Source organism: Pseudomonas sp. FEN (genome assembly GCF_904067045.1).
In the GTDB taxonomy this organism is placed as follows: domain Bacteria; phylum Pseudomonadota; class Gammaproteobacteria; order Pseudomonadales; family Pseudomonadaceae; genus Aquipseudomonas.
The window spans coordinates 44,353-62,220 of record NZ_CAJFDC010000024.1 but is presented as its reverse complement, the minus strand read 5'-3'; the positions used below and the strand labels follow the sequence as shown (position 1 = coordinate 62,220).

The following is a 17,868-nucleotide window of genomic DNA, read 5'->3' as shown; positions in this document are numbered from 1 at the left end:
TGACTGTCGACGGTTTCCACGGCGGACATTCAGGCCTCGACCATGAAGGGCGCGGGATCGCCGCAACCCACCCGGACCACTTCCGGCTCGCCGTCAGCCAGGTTGATCACCGTGGACGCCTTGATCCCGCCGAAACCGCCGTCGATCACCAGGTCGACCTGATGTTCGAGCAACTGGCGGATCTCGTAGGGATCGCTCATCGGATCAGTCTCGCCGGGCATGATCAGACTGACGCTCATCAGCGGCTCGCCCAACTCCTCGAGCAGCGCCAGGGCAATCGGATGGCTGGGGATACGCAGGCCGATGGTGCGTTTTTTCGGGTGCAGCAACAGCCGCGGGACTTCCCGGGTGGCATTCAGAATAAAAGTATAGGGTCCCGGCGTATGCGCCTTGAGCAGGCGGAACAGGCCGGTATCGACCTTGGCGAACAGCCCCAACTGCGAGAGATCGCTGCAGATCAACGCGAAGTTGTGCTTTTCATCGAGTTGCCGCAAACGGCGCACCCGCTCGACCGCATTCTTGTCGCCGATCTGGCAACCGATGGCATAGGACGAATCGGTGGGATAGATCACCACCCCACCCTTGCGAATGATTTCCACCGCCTGTTTGATCAGGCGCGCCTGCGGGTTTTCCGGATGAATCTGGAAAAATTGACTCACGTTTTCTACCTGTTCAGACGACGGCAGTAGGTTGCTCATGTTTGAAGCGACACCAGAGTGGTGGCAGATCTTCAGGGATCGGGCGGTACTCGCCGATCTCGGACCAGCCCCCGGGACCATGGAAATCACTGCCGGCACTGACCAGCAGCCCGAACTCACGGGCAAGGATCGCCAGACTGCCTACCTGCTCGGCGGGTTGATGCCCATTGACCACCTCGATTGCGTGGCCACCTGCTTGAATATAGTCCGCAATCAGCTTGCGGCGCTTGCTTCGGGTCAAATCATAGTGCCACGGATGCGCCAGGCTGACCCAGGCCCCGGACTCGCGCAGGGTGGCGACGGTGTCTTCCAGGGTCGGCCAGTGCAGCTTGACATCCCCCAGTTTGCCCGCGCCGAGCCACTTGCGAAAAGCTTCGGCACGGTCCTTGACGAAACCGCCGCGCACCAGGAAGTCGGCAAAGTGCGGACGCGCCGGGGCATTGCCGCTATCGCCCAGTTCCTGCTGGATCGCCCGCGCGCCCTCGAGCGCGCCGGGCATGCCCTTGAGTGCCAGCTTGCGGCTGATTTCCTCGGAACGCAGCCAGCGGCCCTCGTGCAAACGGGCAATGGCCTCGACCAGCACCGGCGCCTTGACGTCGAAGCCGTAGCCCAGCACATGGATGGTCGCGCCCCCCCAGGTGCAGGACAACTCGACCCCGTTGACCAACCGCATGCCCAAGGCATCCGCCGCCACACGGGCTTCGGCCAGGCCTTCGAGGGTGTCGTGATCGGTCAGGGCCAGGATCCGCACGCCTCTCTCGTGCGCACGGGCCACCAGGACCGCGGGCGCGAGGGCGCCATCGGAGGCCGTGCTATGACAGTGCAGATCGATTTCCACGGGAATTGAATAACCTCTAGGCGGCGCTTTCGCTGGCATTGATGTTTGTTATTATGCCGTCACATCCTGCTTCTGGCTGCCACTGTGAAACAATTCATCGATTTCATCCCGCTCTTCCTGTTCTTCATCGTTTACAAAATCGAACCACGGGTCATGGAGATCGCCGGCCACAGCCTGACCGTGGGCGGCATCTACAGTGCCACGGCGATGCTGATCGTCAGTTCCCTGGTGGTCTACGGCACCCTGTTCATCACTCAACGCAAGCTGGAGAAGAGCCAGTGGCTGACCCTGATCGCCTGCCTGGTATTCGGCAGCCTGACCCTGGCCTTCCACAGCGAAACCTTCCTCAAGTGGAAAGCCCCGGTGGTCAACTGGCTGTTTGCCCTGGCCTTTGCCGGCAGCCACTTCATCGGTGACCGCCTGCTGATCAAGCGCATCATGGGCCACGCGCTGAATCTGCCCGAACCGATCTGGACCCGGCTGAACCTGGCCTGGATCGTGTTTTTCCTGTTCTGCGGTGGCGCCAACCTGTTCGTCGCGTTCACCTTCCAGCAGTACTGGGTCGACTTCAAGGTGTTCGGCAGCCTGGGCATGACCCTGCTGTTCCTGGTCGGCCAGGGTATCTACCTGTCCCGTCACCTGCACGACGCCGATCCGACCCTTCCGAAAACCGAGGACTGACATGCTCTACGCGATCATCGCCACCGACGTCGAAAACTCCCTGGACAAGCGCCTGGCCGTGCGCCCGGCGCACCTGGAACGACTGCATCAACTCCAGGCGCAAGGACGTCTGGTCCTGGCCGGCCCGCACCCGGCCGTGGACAGCAACGACCCGGGCGCCGCCGGTTTCAGTGGCAGCCTGATCGTCGCCGAGTTCGACAGCCTGAACGCGGCGCAAGCCTGGGCCGGGGCCGATCCATTCGTCGCCGCGGGCGTCTACGCCAATGTACTGGTCAAGCCGTTCAAACAAGTCCTGCCATAAAATTCTCCCCCTCGCGATGAACCTTCATGGTTCATCGCGGCCCAATCGCTCATTATTCTCGTCCAGCAGCCGACAACCTGCCCAATGCCGATTGGAATCAGGAGTTTGCGATGCGCCAAGGTACATTGTTGCTGCTAGTGGTCATCTTATCGATCGGGGCCGCCGCCCATGCCGAGGAGAGTCAGGGTTCGAGTAACTCGACCCCCCTGTCCTTGAGCGCTGGCAGCCAGATCACCGACTTGCAGCAACGCTTGAAAGAAAGCGAGCGACAACGAGAAGAGTTGAGCCAACAATTGCAGAGTGCCGACGCGACGCGCGAAAGTGCCCAGTTGGGCCGTCTGCGCCAGGAAAACCAGCGCCTGAAGCTGCAACTCAAGGAAGCCCAGGCCAGTGCCGGCCCACGCCTGCTGACCGATCAACAGCAATGGTTTGTCACCGGTGCGGGAGTTGCACTCCTGGCCCTGCTCTGCGGTATCTTCGCCAGTGGCGGACGTAGACAACGTCGGCAATGGCTGAATTGAGCAGGCCATTAGCGATCCGTAATCGAGAGAGTCATGAGCGACCTGTTACTGATAGACGATGACCAGGAGTTGTGTGAGCTCCTGACCAGTTGGTTGAGCCAGGAAGGCTTCCAGGTACGCGCCTGCCACGATGGTCACAGTGCGCGCAAGGCCCTGGCGGACAGCGCCCCCGCTGCCGTGGTGCTGGATGTCATGCTGCCCGATGGCAGCGGCCTGGAGTTGCTCAAGCAATTGCGCAGCGAGCACCCGGAGTTGCCCGTGGTGATGCTCTCGGCCCGTGGCGAGCCGCTGGATCGCATCCTCGGCCTGGAACTGGGCGCCGACGACTATCTGGCCAAACCCTGCGATCCCCGGGAACTGACCGCCCGCCTGCGCGCCGTGCTGCGCCGCAGCCACCCCACCGCCACGCCGAGCCAGATGGAACTGGGCGATCTTTGCTTCAGCCCGGCACGTGGCGTGGTCACCATCGACCAGCAGGACTTCACCCTCACCGTCTCCGAAAGTCGCCTGCTCGAAGCCCTGCTGCAGCAACCCGGCGAGCCTCTGGACAAACAGGAACTGGCGCAGATCGCCCTGGGTCGCAAACTGACCTTGTATGATCGCAGCCTGGACATGCACGTGAGCAACCTGCGCAAGAAGATCGGCCCGCACCCGGACGGTCGCCCGCGCATCGTGGCCCTGCGTAGTCGCGGTTACTACTACAGTCTGTAACCCTTTGTGGATCTCTGTGGGAGCCGGCTTGCCGGCGTTGCGGTTCCTGCAAGTGTCAACCCGCGACAAAAACGTCTTTACCCAAGCTTTACCCTCCGCTGACCGCCGCTGACCTTGAACTCCTTAATCTGTACTCATCCGGACTGACCGGAATCGAGACAAGGAGAAACACCATGCGCAAGACCCTGATCGCCCTGATGTTCGCTGCCGCCCTGCCCACCGTGGCCATGGCCATGCCTGAAGACGGAGGTCCGATGGGCGGCCCGATGGGTGGCCCGGAATACGGCCAGCATCGCGGTAGAGATGGCTTCCAGAGACTGGACCTGAGCAAGGAACAACGCCAGCAGATCCGCCAACTGATCGGCGAGCAACGGCACGATCGCCAAGCGATCGTCGGCAAGTACCTGGAAAAACTCTCGCCGGCCGATCAGGCTGCGTTCAAGGGTGAGCTGGATGCCGCGCACCAGAAAACCCAGACCCAGATCCGCGCCTTGCTCAAACCCGAGCAGCAGAAAGCCTTTGACGAGATGCAGAAGAAACAGGCCGAACGCCGCGCCGAATGGGCCGAATTCAAAGCCTGGAAAGCGCAACAAGCGCAAAAAGCGCAATAATCCGCTTATGCTCCAGCCCGACGGCCGCCGCCGTCGGGCTTTCTTTGTTTGTACCCTTTGTTGAGGATTTGCTGTGCGATCACTGTTCTGGCGCATCTTGGCCAGCTTCTGGCTGGCCATTGCCCTTGTCGCGGGCTTATCGATCCTGCTCATGCACATCCTCAACCAGGACACCTGGATTCTCAGCCGTCATCCAGGACTGAACAGCCTGGCCGAAGAGTGGACGCAAACCTATGAAAACCAGGGCGAAGAAGCGGCCCAGGCGATTCTGGAGCAACGCAAGCAGCGCTATCACATCGATGTGCAGGTGCTTAACGAAGGCGGCGACCCGCTGGTCCGCGGGACTTTTCCACGTCGGGCCGCGGCCTTTGAAGCGCGCCAGAACAACGATGACCGCAAGCTGCCCTGGCGGCGCCTGACGGTCGAGTACACCAGCCCGCAAAGTGGCGAGACCTATCTGCTGATCTACCGCATTCCACACCCGGAACTGGACGCCTGGCACCGCGAAAGCCTGTTGCGCCCACTCAGTGCATTGGGCATTGCCCTGGTGGTCCTGACCTTGTTCAGCCTGCTGGTGACCCTCTCCATCACTCGCCCCCTGAGCCGCCTGCGCGGCGCCGTGCATGACCTGGGGCAGACCACTTATCAGCAGAACAGCCTGGCGAAACTGGCGGCGCGGCGCGATGAGTTCGGCGTACTGGCCAAGGACTTCAACCTGATGGGCGCGCGCCTGCAAAGCCTGATCGGCAGCCAGCGCCAATTGTTGCGGGATGTCTCCCATGAATTGCGTTCACCGCTGGCGCGCCTGCGCATTGCCCTGGCCCTGGCCGAACGCGCCGGGCCCGAGGAACGTGAACGACTGTGGCCGCGTCTGACCCGCGAATGCGACCGGCTGGAAGCGCTGATCAGTGAAATTCTTACCCTGGCCCGAGTGGATTCCGATCAAGCCAGCGCCGAGGAGGTCGACCTTGAGACGCTGCTCGACACCTTGCAGAAGGATGCCAACCTGGCCTGCCCGGAACAGCCGGTACAATTCGACGGTGAACCGGTGCTGAACTTCAAGGGTTGGCCGACCATGATCGAACGGGCGGTGGATAACCTGCTGCGCAACGCCCAGCGTTTCAATCCCGCGGGGCAACCCATCGAGCTGCGCGCACAACGGGTGGGTGAACGTATCGAAATCAGCGTGCGCGACCATGGCCCCGGCGTGGAGCCCGCGCACCTGGCGCAACTGGGCGAGCCCTTCTACCGGGCGCCTGGGCAAACAGCCCCGGGCCATGGCCTGGGACTGGCCATCGCCCGGCGGGCGGCGGAACGGCATGGCGGCAGCCTGGTGCTGGCCAATCATCCCGAGGGAGGGTTTATCGCCAAACTGGATCTGCCTTTGGAGCCTGGGGCACTGGTTTAAGTACCTGTCAGGGATACTCTTGCCGTGCATGCAACACGGTGACTATCTCGATGAAATCTGTTCGGCCCGAGCTTCGGGTCGCCACTCAAGCCGCATCGCTCCGATTACGCTTCGAAGCGATCAAGGCACGCATTTCGGCCATCACTTCATCATGTGGGACGTTGGGGCGAGAGTCATCCAGGGAAGCCTGGACCTTGGCACGAAACCAACGGTCATAGCTGGCTGCCTGCTCTTCAGTCTCGAACTCCGACACCATGGGGGATAGTTGGGCGCTCATAAATGGCCTCCGGTGTAGATGCAAACCAGTTTACGCCCTATGAACACCCGCTGTATCAGCCTGAAGCATCAGAAAACATTTCACGCCGACCAGGCGCTGACGAACTCCGTCAGATCGACCTTCGGTGGCTGGCGCAGTTCGTTCTGCGGCGTGCCCAGGTACAGGAAGGCGATCACCTCCTCGCCTTCGCCCAGCCCCAGGCCCTTGGCCACATGAGGCGAATAGGACAGTTCGCCGGTGCGCCACACCGCGCCGATGCCCTGGGCATGGGCCGCCAGCAGGATAGCGTGCGCCGCGCAACCGGCCGCCAGCAACTGCTCGGACTTCGGCACCTTGAAGTGCTCCTGCACACGAGCCACCACCACAATCACCAAGGGCGCGCGCAAAGGCATCGCGTGTGCCTTGTCGAGGGCCGCCTGGGTCACCTCGCCGCCTTGCAGGCGCATCGCTTCGGCCAACAGACTGCCCAACTGCTCACGGGCCGCGCCTTCCACGGTGAGGAAACGCCAAGGCCGCAATTGCCCGTGATCCGGTGCGCGCAGGGCGGCGGCGAACAGGATGTCGCGCTGGGCCTGGGTCGGTGCGGGATCGAGCAGGCGTGGCGCGGAAACACGGTTGAGCAAATTGTCGAGGGCCTCCATCGGCCACCTCCTCTGAAAAATGATCGGGCTATTCTAGCCAGATCCCAGGCAGCCGTGCTGGTTTACATGACCGGGGTCGCGGGTAAAATGGCGCCCTGCCCTTTTCCCCGAGCTTATTTCATGGCGCTGCCGACCCTGCGCATCATCGGTTTCATCATCGGCATCTTCCTGATTACCCTCGCCGTCAGCATGGCCATCCCCATGCTGGTCCTGGTGATCTTCGAACGCAGCGGCGACCTGCCGCCTTTTCTCTGGGCCAGCACCATCACCTTTCTCGCCGGCCTGGCGCTGCTCATCCCCGGTCGCCCGGAACAGGTGCATCTGCGCCCCCGGGATATGTACCTGCTGACTGTATCCAGCTGGGTGGTGGTGTGCATTTTCGCCGCGCTGCCGTTTTTACTGACCCTGCGCACCAGCTACACCGACGCTTTTTTTGAAAGCATGTCGGGGATCACCGCCACCGGCTCGACCGTGCTCAGCGGCCTGGACAGCATGTCCCCGGGCATTCTGATGTGGCGCTCGCTGCTGCACTGGCTAGGCGGGATCGGCTTTATCGGCATGGCGGTGGCGATCCTGCCACTGCTGCGCATCGGTGGCATGCGCCTGTTCCAGACCGAATCCTCGGACCGATCGCAGAAGGTCATGCCGCGCTCGCACATGGTGGCGCGCCTGATTGTCACGGCCTACGTCGGCATTACGATCCTCGGCAGCCTGGCGTTCTGGTGGGCCGGCATGAGCCTGTTCGATGCGCTCAACCACGCCATGTCGGCGATTTCCACTGGCGGGTTCTCCACCTCGGACCAGTCCCTGGCCAAATGGAGCCAACCGGCGGTGCATTGGGTGGCGGTGGTGGTGATGATTCTCGGCAGCCTGCCGTTCACCCTGTACGTGGCGACCCTGCGCGGCCAGCGCAAGGCCCTGATCAAGGACCAGCAGGTGCAGGGTTTGCTCGGCTTGCTGCTGGTGACCTGGCTGGTGCTCGGCACCTGGTACTGGTGGACCACGGACCTGCACTGGCTCGACGCCCTCCGCCACGTGGCCCTGAACGTAACGTCGGTGGTCACCACCACCGGCTTCGCCCTGGGCGACTACAGCCTTTGGGGCAACTTCTCGCTGATGCTGTTTTTCTACCTGGGCTTCATCGGCGGCTGCTCGGGTTCGACGGCCGGTGGGATCAAGGTGTTTCGTTTCCAGGTGGCCTATATCCTGCTCAAGGCCAACCTCAACCAACTGATCCACCCGCGGGCGGTGATCAAGCAGAAATACAACGGTCACCGTCTCGATGAAGAGATCGTGCGCTCGATCCTGACCTTCTCGTTCTTCTTCGCGATCACCATTTGCGCCATTGCCCTGGCCCTGTCGCTGCTGGGCCTGGACTGGATGACCGCCCTCACCGGCGCCGCCAGTACCGTCTCCGGGGTCGGGCCGGGGCTGGGCGAAGTGATCGGCCCCTCGGGTAACTTCGCCAGCCTGCCGGACGCCGCCAAATGGATTCTCTCCCTGGGCATGCTCCTCGGCCGACTGGAAATCATCACAGTGTTCGTTCTGTGTATTCCCGCATTCTGGCGTCATTGATCGAGGCCACCGTCCCCAACAGCCGTGCCCGGTACTCGCCGGGGGTGGCTTCGAACCAGCGGCGGAAGGCGCGGAAAAAGTTGCTCGGGTCGGCGAACCCCAGCAGGTAGGCGATTTCCAGCAAGGTCATGCGCGGCTGCGCCAGATACTGTTCGGCCAGCTCGCGGCGGGTATCGTCGAGCAGCGCCTGGAAACTGGTGCCCTCTTCCTGCAAGCGCCGCTGCAGGGTGCGCTGGGACAGGTGCAAGGTCTGCGCGACCATTTCCCGCTTGGGCTCGCCCTGGGGCAGCAGGCGGCACAACACCTGGCGTGCTTTGTGGGTCACCCGACTTTCGGAAAAGCGGGCCAGGTATTCGCCAGCAAAACGGTCGTGAAGCAAGGCCATGGCTTCATTGGCGGTCGGCAAGGGAGCTTCCATGTCGGCCTGCTCGAAGATCAGCGCATCGTAGGGAGCGTTGAACACCAGCGGCGCATGGAACACCTCCTTGTAAGGGCCGATATCCTCCGGCTCCACGCCCTGGACCAGCACCTTGCGCGGCTGCAAGGTGCGCCCGCTCAACCAGCCGCACAACGCCAGGGCACAGGCCAGGGAAGCCTCGGCGCTCTGACGGGTGGGCGGCAGATGGTCGCCGTGCACCGTCAGGATCAGGGCGTAACCTTCGGGCAAGAGGCGAAAACTCAGGTCGGCGCTTTCGGCGATGATCCGTTGGTAACGCACCAGGCGCCTGAAGCCCTCGGCCAGGGTCTGGCTGGACATCAGCGCATAGCCGGCGACATGAAAGGACGCCGGGCGCACCACCCGCCCCATGTTCAAGCCGATTGCCGGGTTGCCGGACAGCTCCACCGCACGCTGCCACAGGCGTGTTATCGAATCCTGGGGAAAGCGCGCGTCGGGATCGTCAAGCGCCGCGTAATCGAGCCCCAGCTGCCGGAACAGAACACGGCAGTCCAGACCATCCATCTCCAGCGCCTTGACAATCCCCATCGCCCAACTTGCAGAAGTTGTTCTCTCGCTCATGGCCTTTTCTTGCATGATAAGTCGCATATGACGACTAATGGCCTAAGGATACTAAAGTGGCGCCTATTGTCACTGGTAGCCGCTGTCAATCACTCTAGACTCAAATAAGCTCCCCGTGGAACCCACCATGGGCGAGGTCGGCAACGCGGAGAGTAGCCCGTGGAAAACATAAGAAAATTCAACAGCTTCACAGAGTTCTACCCTTATTACCTGAGCGAACATGGCAACAGTACCTGCCGTCGGCTGCATTTCATCGGCACCAGCCTGGTGATCTTTTTCCTGGCCCTGGCCATCGGCCGCTCCGCGGGGTGGTTACTGCTGGCGGTGCCGGTGGTCGGCTACGGCTTTGCCTGGGTCGGGCATTTCTTCTTCGAGAAGAATCGCCCAGCCACCTTTGAGCACCCGTTCTACAGCTTACTGGGCGATTTCGTCATGTTTCGCGACATGATCCTGGGCAAGGTGCCCTTTTAGGGACCCGTAAAGCATCCTGGGCAAGCCGCTGCCAGAATGCCGGGGTGGGACGGGGGAGAAGCAGATGGCCGGACCCGCGTATTACCGGCATCGCAACCCCTTGCAGGAGCGCCGGTCGACGTTCGCTTGCCAACGATGAGGCCCTTGAGCCTCGCGCTACTCGAACTGTCGTCATCGCCGGCAAGCCGGCTACGGATTGTGCACGCCCAGGGAGGGTTATCCCGGCTGCGCAACCTTCTCCAGCGCCAGCTTGAGCTGCGCCTCCTTGGCCTGGGCATCCGCCAGTCGATACAGCTCGATGCTGCCGTCCCAATGTTCGATCAGGGCGGTACAGGACTCGACCCAGTCACCGCAGTTGAGGTATTCCACTTCGCCGACCTTGCGGATCTCGGCGTGGTGAATATGCCCGCACACCACGCCGTCCAGCCCGCGCTTCAGGCATTCGTGGGCGATAGCCTCCTCGAAGTCGCTGATGAAACTGACCGCGGTCTTGACCTTGTGCTTGAGGTACGCCGACAACGACCAGTAGCCATAACCGTAGCGCGCGCGCCAATGGTTCAGCCAACGATTGAGGGTCAGGGTCAGCTCGTAGGCCGAATCGCCGAGGAAGGCCAGCCAGCGGTGATAACGGGTGATCACGTCGAACTGGTCGCCATGGATCACCAGCAACCGGCGACCGTCGGCGGTCTGGTGCACCGCTTCGTCGACCAGCTGGATATTGCCGAGAATCAGCTTGGAGTAACGGCGCAGGAATTCATCATGGTTGCCGGTGACGTAGATCACCTCGGTGCCCCGCTTGCTCATGGTCAGCAGCCGGCGGATCACGTTGCTGTGCGTTTGCGGCCAGTACATGCCGCCGCGCATCTTCCAGCCGTCGATGATGTCACCCACCAGGTAGATACGGTCGGCCTGATACCCCTTGAGAAACTGCGACAGGTGTTCGGCCTGGCAATCCCGGGTCCCCAGGTGCACGTCGGAAATCCACAGGGTTCGCACACGCTGCTTACGGCTGGGTTTGGCGAGCTCCGCACGGGTCATGGGCATTCTCCGGATTTTTCCTGAGCTTGCACCGGGGCAGTTAATAGTCCGTGACAGCTACATGGCAGTCCTGTGACAACCGCCCGGACGGCAGGCGGTGTAAACTGCGGCGATGCCAAGGAGACCGCGATGGGACCGATCCTGCCCCTGCGCCACTACCGCCGCGAGCTGATTACCCACAGCCATGCCCATGCACAGTGGGTGTCCGGCCTGCTCGACTTTCAGGGACCACCATGACTCCTCGTACCGCCCTGGGCGCCCTACATATTGGTGCATTGATGTTCGGCCTGACCGGCGTGTTCGGCAAACTCGCGAGCGCCGCGCCGGCCGTCATCGTCTTCGGTCGCGCCCTCTTTGCCGTGCTCGCCCTCAGCCTGTTTGCCCGCCTTGCCCGCCACCCGTGCTGGCAACCGTTGTCGGCACGGGACTGGCGCCGCCTGCTGCTCAGCGGCGTGCTGCTGGCCGGACACTGGGTCAGCTTCTTCATAGCGGTAAAAGTCGCCGGCGTGGCGGTGGCGACCCTGGGCTTCGCCAGCTTTCCGGCCTTTACCGTGATCCTGGAAGGACTGATCTTTCGCGAACGTATCCGCTTCAATGAAATGCTGCTGGTGGTACTGGTCAGTATCGGCCTGGTCCTGGTCACCCCCGACTTCGATCTCGCCAGCCAGGCCACCGGCGGGCTGCTCTGGGCGGTGCTTTCCGGCCTGCTGTTTTCCCTGCTGTCGCTGGCCAACCGGGCCGGTTCCGGGCGGATTCGCGCAGTACAGGCCGCGTTGTGCCAGAACCTGGTGGTCGCCGCCTGCCTGCTGCCCTGGGCCGCCCCGGAGCTGGCGCACGTAGCGGCGCTGGACTGGTTGTGGATCGGTTTGCTGGGCGTGCTCTGCACGGGTTTGGCCCACAGTCTGTTCGTCGCCAGCCTCGCGGTGATCAAGGCGCGCACCGCGGCGGTGGTCTTCGCCCTGGAGCCGGTGTATGGGATCACCGCCGCCTGGCTGCTGTTCGGTGAAAACCCGACGTTGCGCATGTTGCTTGGCGGCGCCCTGATCATTCTCGCGATCGTCGTGTCCAGCCGCCTGGGCACGGCGGCCGCGCCCCGGGAAAACCAGGAAGCCGCGTCAGTTCATTGACGAAAACCCAATCCGCCTATACTGGTGGCATCCGCAACAGTTTGCTGTCGTTCACGGAGATCAGGGTTTCTCGACGACAGCGGCAGTGATTCGCCCCTGAATCGACTCGATTCGAGCGGCCCTCCCCATCAACATGTTGGAGGGTTTCATCCATGGATATCGTCAGTCTTTTGATTCAAGCGATCAGCGGCACCGTGGGCGGCAACGTGGCCGGGTCGGTACTGGAGAAATACAACCTGGGCCCGGTCATCAATTCCATCCTCGGGATACTCGGCGGCGGCCTGGGCGGACAGCTACTCGATCTCGTCAGCGGCGGCAGCCTGGGCGGCGGCGGCGGCACACCGGACCTGACCTCGATCCTCAGCAGCATTGCCAGCGGCGGAGTCGGCGGTGGAGTGCTGATGGTGATCGTCGGGCTCATCAAGTCGAAACTGAGCCCGTCATAAGTCCACGGCTAGCGGGGCCGGTCGCTGTGCCCGAGGTCGCGCCCGGGATCGATCCGGTCCCGTACCCGCTGTTTGAGTACCTTGGCTTCCGGGAAGCCGCCGTCCTCCTTGCGCTCCCAGATCTGTACCGCGTCGCAGGTGATGCGAAACACCCCGCCAGTACCCGGTTCCAGGGCCACTTGGCCGAGCTCATCGGCGAAGGTGCTCAGCAGTTCCTGGGCCAGCCAGGCGGCGCGCAGCAGCCATTGGCACTGGGTACAATAGGTGATGACGATGTGCGGTTTACGTGCGGTCATGATTGCGCCGAGCTCCAGGGTGATAGGCCATCGCTATAATAGCGAGCTTTTATCCCGCTCCCGAGATCATGATGCGCCGCCTGCTGTCCTGCCTGTTGTTATGCATGCTTCCCCTGCTGCTGCAAGCCGCTGAAGCGCCGCGCCCGAAAATCGGCCTGGTGCTGTCCGGTGGGGCCGCCCGCGGCCTGGCCCATATCGGCGTGCTCAAGGCCCTGGAAGAACAGGGCATCCGTATCGACGCCATCGCCGGCACCAGCATGGGCGCGGTCATCGGTGGGCTGTATGCCTCGGGCTACAAGATCGACGAACTGGAAAAGCTCGCCCTGGGCATTGACTGGAAACAGGCCCTGTCCGATGCCCCGCCCCGCGAAGACATCCCCTTTCGGCGCAAACAGGATGACCGCGATTTCCTGGTCAAACAGCAGCTCAGTTTCCAGGACGATGGCAGCCTGGGCCTGCCGCTGGGGGTGATTCAGGGTCAGAATCTGTCCTTGTTGCTGGAAAGTACGCTGGCCCATGCCAGCGGCACCCGCGACTTCGACAAGCTGCCGATCCCCTTTCGCGCCGTCGCCACCGATATCGCCAGCGGCGAAAAGGTCGTATTCCGCCGCGGCCATCTGCCCCAGGTGATACGCGCCAGCATGTCGATCCCGGCGGTGTTCGCCCCGGTCGAGCTGGACGGGCGCCTGCTGGTGGATGGCGGCATGACCGACAACATCCCGGTGGATGTGGTACGCGAGATGGGCGTCGATATCGCCATCGTGGTCGACATCGGCACCCCGTTGCGCTCACGCAAGCAACTGGCGACGGTGGTCGACGTCCTCAACCAGTCGATCACCCTCATGACCCGGCGCAACTCCGAAGAACAACTGGCCACGCTGCGTCGCAACGACATCCTGATCCAGCCGGCGCTGGCCAGTTACGCGGCCACCGACTTCGGCCGCGCCCAGGACATCATCGACGCCGGTTATCGCGCCACCCGTATTCTCGACGCGCGCCTGGCCGGTTTGCGTCCGCCGTCCAAGCCTGACGGCGAATTGACCGCCGCCCGCGCCCCCGGACAACGCACCCCGGTGATCGACGCCATCCAGGTCGAAAACGACTCCAAGGTCAGCGATGCGGTGATCCGCTATTACATCCGCCAACCCCTCGGCGAGCCGCTGGACCTCGAGCGCCTGCGCATCGACATGGGCACCCTCTATGGCCTGGACTACTTTGAACAGGTGCAATACCGCGTGGCGCGCAAGGGCCAGGAGCACACGCTGGTCATCAGCGCCCGGGGCAAGCGCAGCGGCACCGACTACCTGCGTCTGGGCCTGAACCTGTCGGATGACATGCGCGGCGACAGTGCCTTCAATATCGGCGCCAGCTACCGGGTCAACGGCATCAACAGCCTCGGCGGCGAATGGCTGAGCCGGGCGCAGATCGGCGATCAGCAGGATCTCTACAGTGAGTTCTACCAACCGCTGGACACCGGTTCGCGCTACTTTGTCGCGCCCTACGTCAACCTGCAGACGCAGAATGTGCAAGCCACCCTGGATAACGACCCGATTGCCGAATATCGCCTGGAGCGTTATGGCTTCGGCTTGAACGTCGGTCGCCAGATCGGCAACAACGGCGAGATCCGCCTGGGTATCGGCGAGGCCTGGGGCAAGGCCGACGTGAAGATCGGCGACCGCAACCTGCCGCGGGTGAGTTTCAGCGAAGGGTTCTACGCGCTCAAATACTCCTTCGACTCGCTGGACAATGTCTACTTCCCTCACTCGGGGGAGAACATCAACCTGATCCTGCGCGAGTTCGCCCCCAGCCTCGGCTCTACGCAACGCTACCGACAGTGGGAGTTCAAGCTGGACAAGGCCCTGGGCGAGGGGCCGAACACCTGGGTGCTGGGCGGACGCTACGGACGCACCCTGGACGACGCCGAAGTGGTCACTTCAAGCTTTCTGCTGGGCGGCGCACGGCAATTGTCGGGGTTTCGCCAGGATTCGATTGCCGGGCAGAACATCAGCCTGATGCGCGCGGTCTATTACCGCCGACTGACACCCCGGGCCTACCTGCCGCTGGATTTCCCACTGTACCTGGGCGCCTCGCTGGAACGCGGCCGGGCCTGGAACAACGACAATCAGTTCGACACGGGCTATATCAACGCCGCCAGTGTGTTCCTGGGCTTCGATACACCGTTGGGGCCGCTCAACTTCAGCTATGGCATCAACGACGACAAACAGAAGGCGCTGTACCTCAACCTGGGCCAGACCTTCTGAAATCCTGATAGACGCGTTCACCTCGGCTACGACCAGCCGTATCAGCGAATACTGGCCAGCAAGGTACGAGCCGTTTGCTTCAGGGGCTCATCCCCTTCCCTGAGCAACTCGTGGAGCAGTTGGCTGGCATGCTCCAGATCACCGACATTGATGCAGGTTTGCGCCTGCTCCAGCTTGCTGGCCGAAGCATGCTCACGCTCCAGGCTGTCGAAATCCACTTCCAGGGGCTCGATGTCCAGGGGCGCGGAATCACTCATGAAACCGTCGAGAAACTCATCGTCCAGCGAATCCCCATCCTCTGGCAGGCTCAATTCCACTTCGTGCGCAGGCGCAGGTTCCGGCGCAGGCTCAAGCTCGGAAAAATCGCTGAGGAATTGTTCGTCCGCCATCTCGAAGACTTCCGGCAGTTCATTGAAGTTGCTGGTGAAGGTCGGCTCGGGCTCCAGCTCGGCGGGCAGAGAAGGCTCTTCGGCAGTCTTGCTGCGTGGCTGCGGCGTATTCTCGAACGGGCTGACCAGCTCCCAGTCGGCATCCATGGACAGGTCGTCGAGATTGAGCTGGAATTCATCTTCCGCCGGTTTGTCCGGCTCCGGCACGGTCGCAGTCGTTTGCGCCGCCGGCTCACTCCAGTGTGCGGCCAGTAGCGGGGCGGCGGCCGCCGCGGTGGCCGCCGCCAGAATCGGTGCCACGGGCGCCGCGGCTGGCGTGGCCACGGCGGTTTGCAGCTTCGGATAACGGGCGCGCAACGCCTGCAGGGTCGACTCACTGAACCCGGTATCCAGCAGATGACGCTCTTCGGTCGCGTAGGCCGCACTGTCACCCTGCTGGGCCAGCACCTCCAGCAAGCGCAGATGCAGATCGGTACGCTCGGGCTCCTTGAGCATCGCTTCACGCAGAATGCCCGCTGCTTCAGCGAAGCGACCATAAGCAATATAGATACTCACACCTTCAAGGGCGTCAGGTACCTCGCTGGCCTGACGTGACGCCGCGGCGGCCACGGGCGCCACCACCGGTTCGACCCGCGGCGCGGGAGACGCCGCCTTGCTCGGCTGGGCCGCCGCCACCAGACGACTGACCATGGGTTGCTGAACCGGAGCCGCCGCAGGCACGACCTCGGGTGCCGGCTCAGACTGCTGGCGCTTGCGCCGCAGCACAAAGGCCACGGCCAACAGCACGATCAGCAACGCCACCGCGGCCCAGAGCAACAGGTTCGGACCATCGGGCGTCTCGGAGGCCGCTGCCGGCGGCGCCACGGGTGCGCTCACGACAGTTGGCGCCGGCACAACCGCCTTGCTCTTGAGCTCGGAAAGTTGTGACTGCAATTCGAGCGCCTGTTTCTGGCTGCCGGCAATCAACTCGTCCTGGGCCTTCAACCGGGCCTGCAGATCCTCGACGGTTTTCTGCAACTGCTGGTTTTCCAAGGCGGCCTTGGCCAGTTGCTCGGCGTTTTGCGCCGTCTCGACAGCAGGCGCAGGCGTATTCTGCATGGCCGCGCCGCTAGCACCCGGGACAGCGGCGGCAGGTGCAGGTGCCGCGGCCGCAACCAGCGCAACGTCTGGCAGCAGCAGGCTCTGGCCCACTCTCAAACGGTCGCTTCCCGGATTGAGAACGCGAATGCCCTGGGACAGTTCATTGATCGAGGCCTGGCTGCCGGCTTCGCGCAGGCGCTTGGCAATGATCCAGGGATTGTCGCCCTTGACCACGGTGTAGTGCTTGCCTTGCACGGCGGTCGGCGGTGCGACGTTCGCCAGCGAGGCCGATGGCTCCAGGGCAGCGCCGCGGAGCGGCGGGCTGTAGCCGGCGGGCAGATTGCCCGGCGGATCGAGCAATACCGTGTACTCGCGCAGCAACCGCCCGTTGGGCCGGTTGACCTGCACCAGGAAGTTCAGGAAAGGCTCGCTGACCGGCTTGTTGGTCTGCACCTGGATAACACTGCGATTACCCCGCAGTACCGGGGTAAAACGCAGGTCATTGAGAAAGAACACCCGCTGGACGCCGGCACGGGTGAATTCCTCGGGCGTCGCCAGGCTCACCGACAACTCGCCTTCGGCCAGTTCGCCCGGCTCGATCAAGGCGATTTCCGCGTTCAATGGCTGATTGAGCGCCGAATGCAGGGTGATATCTCCCAGCCCCAGGGCCGGTGCCAGCGCCGAGTACAACAACCCACCTGCCAGCACGGCTAACAGACGGGCCCTGTGCAGACGGGATCTTCCAATGGAGAAGCGCAACGTGGACTGCAAACTCTCGAGCATGAGCATCCCTTTAATTGGCGCGACAAGCCGCTCACTCGCGGCTGGACACCGACACAATACACAGAACTTGTAACTCTTATAGCCTGCCGCGGGAAGACTATCCAAGGCCGTTGAAGGCCATTCAGAGCCGCTGAAGGCGATCCAGGGCCACTGAACGCTCTCCAAGCCCTGCCGCCCGGGGAATGGGCCTCAAGATTTTTCCAGATTGGCCAGGATCCGACTGTGGACACGCATGCAGATCCGCAGCTCTTCCTCGTCGACCCCAACGAACAACTCATGGCGCAATGCGGTGGCGATGGTTTCGATCTGTTCGATCAAGGGACGTGCCGATGCACTCAGGACGATTTTCTTCGCTCGCCGATCTTCCAGCACCGACTGGCGCTGGACCAGCCCCTGAGTTTCCAGGCTGTCGAGCAGACGCGCCAGGGTCGGCCCTTCAACGCCGACACTCTGGGCCAACTCGCGCTGGGTCGGGGCCTCGGTAAAACGTGCCAGGTGCAGCAAGACCAGCCAGCGCGCCTGGGACAATCCCAGGCCCGCCAGACGGCGATCCAGCTCCGCGCGCCAGCCTCGGGACATGTGCGCCAACTGCATGCCAAAACGGTGTTCATCGGTCAACGGCATAAAAAACTCAGGGTTAGACTTAAAATAGACAAAACTAATTATTAGTCAGCTAAGCATAGCCCTTGCCCGGAGG

Annotated in this window: 20 protein-coding genes; 11 read left to right on the top strand and 9 right to left on the bottom strand. The window is 62.8% G+C overall.

Annotated features, from left to right (window positions below):
* Positions 1–29: 29 nt before the first annotated feature.
* Positions 30–659, bottom strand: coding sequence for an L-threonylcarbamoyladenylate synthase (locus PFEN_RS20835; RefSeq protein WP_191488602.1), 630 nt, complete (start codon positions 657–659; stop codon positions 30–32).
* A 13-nt stretch (positions 660–672) separates the two neighbouring features.
* Positions 673–1,536, bottom strand: a complete 864-nt coding sequence (locus PFEN_RS20830) for a PHP domain-containing protein (RefSeq protein WP_191488601.1) — start codon at positions 1,534–1,536, stop codon at positions 673–675.
* A gap of 84 nt (positions 1,537–1,620) precedes the next feature.
* Here PFEN_RS20830 and PFEN_RS20825 point away from each other — a divergent pair, with 84 nt between their 5' ends.
* From PFEN_RS20825 to PFEN_RS20800, 6 genes are all read left to right on the top strand, one after another.
* A complete protein-coding gene (locus PFEN_RS20825; RefSeq protein WP_191488600.1) occupies positions 1,621–2,217 on the top strand; it encodes a septation protein A in 597 nt (198 codons plus the stop codon).
* 1 nt (position 2,218) lies between these two features.
* Positions 2,219–2,518, top strand: a complete 300-nt coding sequence (locus PFEN_RS20820) for a YciI family protein (protein ID WP_191488599.1) — start codon at positions 2,219–2,221, stop codon at positions 2,516–2,518.
* 110 nt (positions 2,519–2,628) lie between these two features.
* Positions 2,629–3,039: a translation initiation factor 2 gene (locus PFEN_RS20815; RefSeq protein WP_191488598.1), complete on the top strand. Its 411-nt coding sequence runs from the start codon at positions 2,629–2,631 to the stop codon at positions 3,037–3,039.
* A gap of 33 nt (positions 3,040–3,072) precedes the next feature.
* Positions 3,073–3,750: a response regulator transcription factor gene (locus tag PFEN_RS20810; protein ID WP_191488597.1), complete on the top strand. Its 678-nt coding sequence runs from the start codon at positions 3,073–3,075 to the stop codon at positions 3,748–3,750.
* A 173-nt stretch (positions 3,751–3,923) separates the two neighbouring features.
* A complete protein-coding gene (locus tag PFEN_RS20805; protein ID WP_191488596.1) occupies positions 3,924–4,361 on the top strand; it encodes an LTXXQ domain protein in 438 nt (145 codons plus the stop codon).
* Positions 4,362–4,434: 73 nt separating this feature from the next.
* Positions 4,435–5,769, top strand: a complete 1,335-nt coding sequence (locus PFEN_RS20800) for a sensor histidine kinase (RefSeq protein WP_191488595.1) — start codon at positions 4,435–4,437, stop codon at positions 5,767–5,769.
* Between the two features lie 85 nt (positions 5,770–5,854).
* Here PFEN_RS20800 and PFEN_RS20795 read toward each other — a convergent pair whose 3' ends face one another.
* Both PFEN_RS20795 and PFEN_RS20790 read right to left on the bottom strand, forming a co-directional pair.
* Positions 5,855–6,046: an antitoxin gene (locus PFEN_RS20795; protein ID WP_191488594.1), complete on the bottom strand. Its 192-nt coding sequence runs from the start codon at positions 6,044–6,046 to the stop codon at positions 5,855–5,857.
* Between the two features lie 80 nt (positions 6,047–6,126).
* The gene (locus tag PFEN_RS20790; RefSeq protein WP_191488593.1) at positions 6,127–6,687 is read right to left on the bottom strand and encodes a nitroreductase family protein; all 561 of its coding nucleotides are present in this window, start codon (positions 6,685–6,687) and stop codon (positions 6,127–6,129) included.
* Positions 6,688–6,807: 120 nt separating this feature from the next.
* On the opposite strand from PFEN_RS20790, the gene PFEN_RS20785 reads away from it, so the two are divergent.
* A complete protein-coding gene (locus PFEN_RS20785) occupies positions 6,808–8,262 on the top strand; it encodes a TrkH family potassium uptake protein (protein ID WP_191488592.1) in 1,455 nt (484 codons plus the stop codon).
* Here PFEN_RS20785 and PFEN_RS20780 read toward each other — a convergent pair.
* Positions 8,219–9,280, bottom strand: coding sequence for an AraC family transcriptional regulator (locus PFEN_RS20780; protein ID WP_191488591.1), 1,062 nt, complete (start codon positions 9,278–9,280; stop codon positions 8,219–8,221). The two genes, PFEN_RS20785 and PFEN_RS20780, sit on opposite strands and share 44 nt — an antisense overlap.
* A 159-nt stretch (positions 9,281–9,439) precedes the next feature.
* Here PFEN_RS20780 and PFEN_RS20775 point away from each other — a divergent pair, with 159 nt between their 5' ends.
* Positions 9,440–9,751 (top strand): DUF962 domain-containing protein, encoded by a 312-nt coding sequence (locus PFEN_RS20775; RefSeq protein ID WP_191488590.1) that lies wholly within the window; start codon positions 9,440–9,442, stop codon positions 9,749–9,751.
* Positions 9,752–9,967: 216 nt separating this feature from the next.
* Here PFEN_RS20775 and PFEN_RS20770 read toward each other — a convergent pair whose 3' ends face one another.
* Positions 9,968–10,789, bottom strand: a complete 822-nt coding sequence (locus PFEN_RS20770) for a UDP-2,3-diacylglucosamine diphosphatase (protein ID WP_191488589.1) — start codon at positions 10,787–10,789, stop codon at positions 9,968–9,970.
* 233 nt (positions 10,790–11,022) lie between these two features.
* Here PFEN_RS20770 and PFEN_RS20760 point away from each other — a divergent pair, with 233 nt between their 5' ends.
* Together PFEN_RS20760 and PFEN_RS20755 are read left to right on the top strand one after the other, a co-directional pair.
* The gene (locus PFEN_RS20760; RefSeq protein WP_191488588.1) at positions 11,023–11,916 is read left to right on the top strand and encodes a DMT family transporter; all 894 of its coding nucleotides are present in this window, start codon (positions 11,023–11,025) and stop codon (positions 11,914–11,916) included.
* Positions 11,917–12,068: 152 nt separating this feature from the next.
* The gene (locus PFEN_RS20755) at positions 12,069–12,362 is read left to right on the top strand and encodes a hypothetical protein (RefSeq protein ID WP_191488587.1); all 294 of its coding nucleotides are present in this window, start codon (positions 12,069–12,071) and stop codon (positions 12,360–12,362) included.
* Between the two features lie 8 nt (positions 12,363–12,370).
* Here PFEN_RS20755 and PFEN_RS20750 read toward each other — a convergent pair whose 3' ends face one another.
* A complete protein-coding gene (locus PFEN_RS20750; RefSeq protein ID WP_191488586.1) occupies positions 12,371–12,658 on the bottom strand; it encodes a SelT/SelW/SelH family protein in 288 nt (95 codons plus the stop codon).
* Positions 12,659–12,729: 71 nt separating this feature from the next.
* Here PFEN_RS20750 and PFEN_RS20745 point away from each other — a divergent pair, with 71 nt between their 5' ends.
* The gene (locus PFEN_RS20745; RefSeq protein ID WP_191488722.1) at positions 12,730–14,919 is read left to right on the top strand and encodes a patatin-like phospholipase family protein; all 2,190 of its coding nucleotides are present in this window, start codon (positions 12,730–12,732) and stop codon (positions 14,917–14,919) included.
* 41 nt (positions 14,920–14,960) lie between these two features.
* Here the strand turns inward: PFEN_RS20745 and PFEN_RS20740 are convergent, their stop codons facing one another.
* On the bottom strand, positions 14,961–17,171 hold the full coding sequence (locus PFEN_RS20740) for a FimV/HubP family polar landmark protein (protein ID WP_191488585.1): 2,211 nt from the start codon (positions 17,169–17,171) through the stop codon (positions 14,961–14,963).
* Positions 17,172–17,360: 189 nt separating this feature from the next.
* Positions 17,361–17,795 carry a MarR family transcriptional regulator gene (locus PFEN_RS20735; RefSeq protein WP_191488584.1) on the bottom strand — a complete coding sequence of 145 codons (435 nt, stop codon included), beginning with the start codon at positions 17,793–17,795 and terminating at the stop codon, positions 17,361–17,363.
* Between the last annotated feature and the right edge of the window lie 73 nt (positions 17,796–17,868).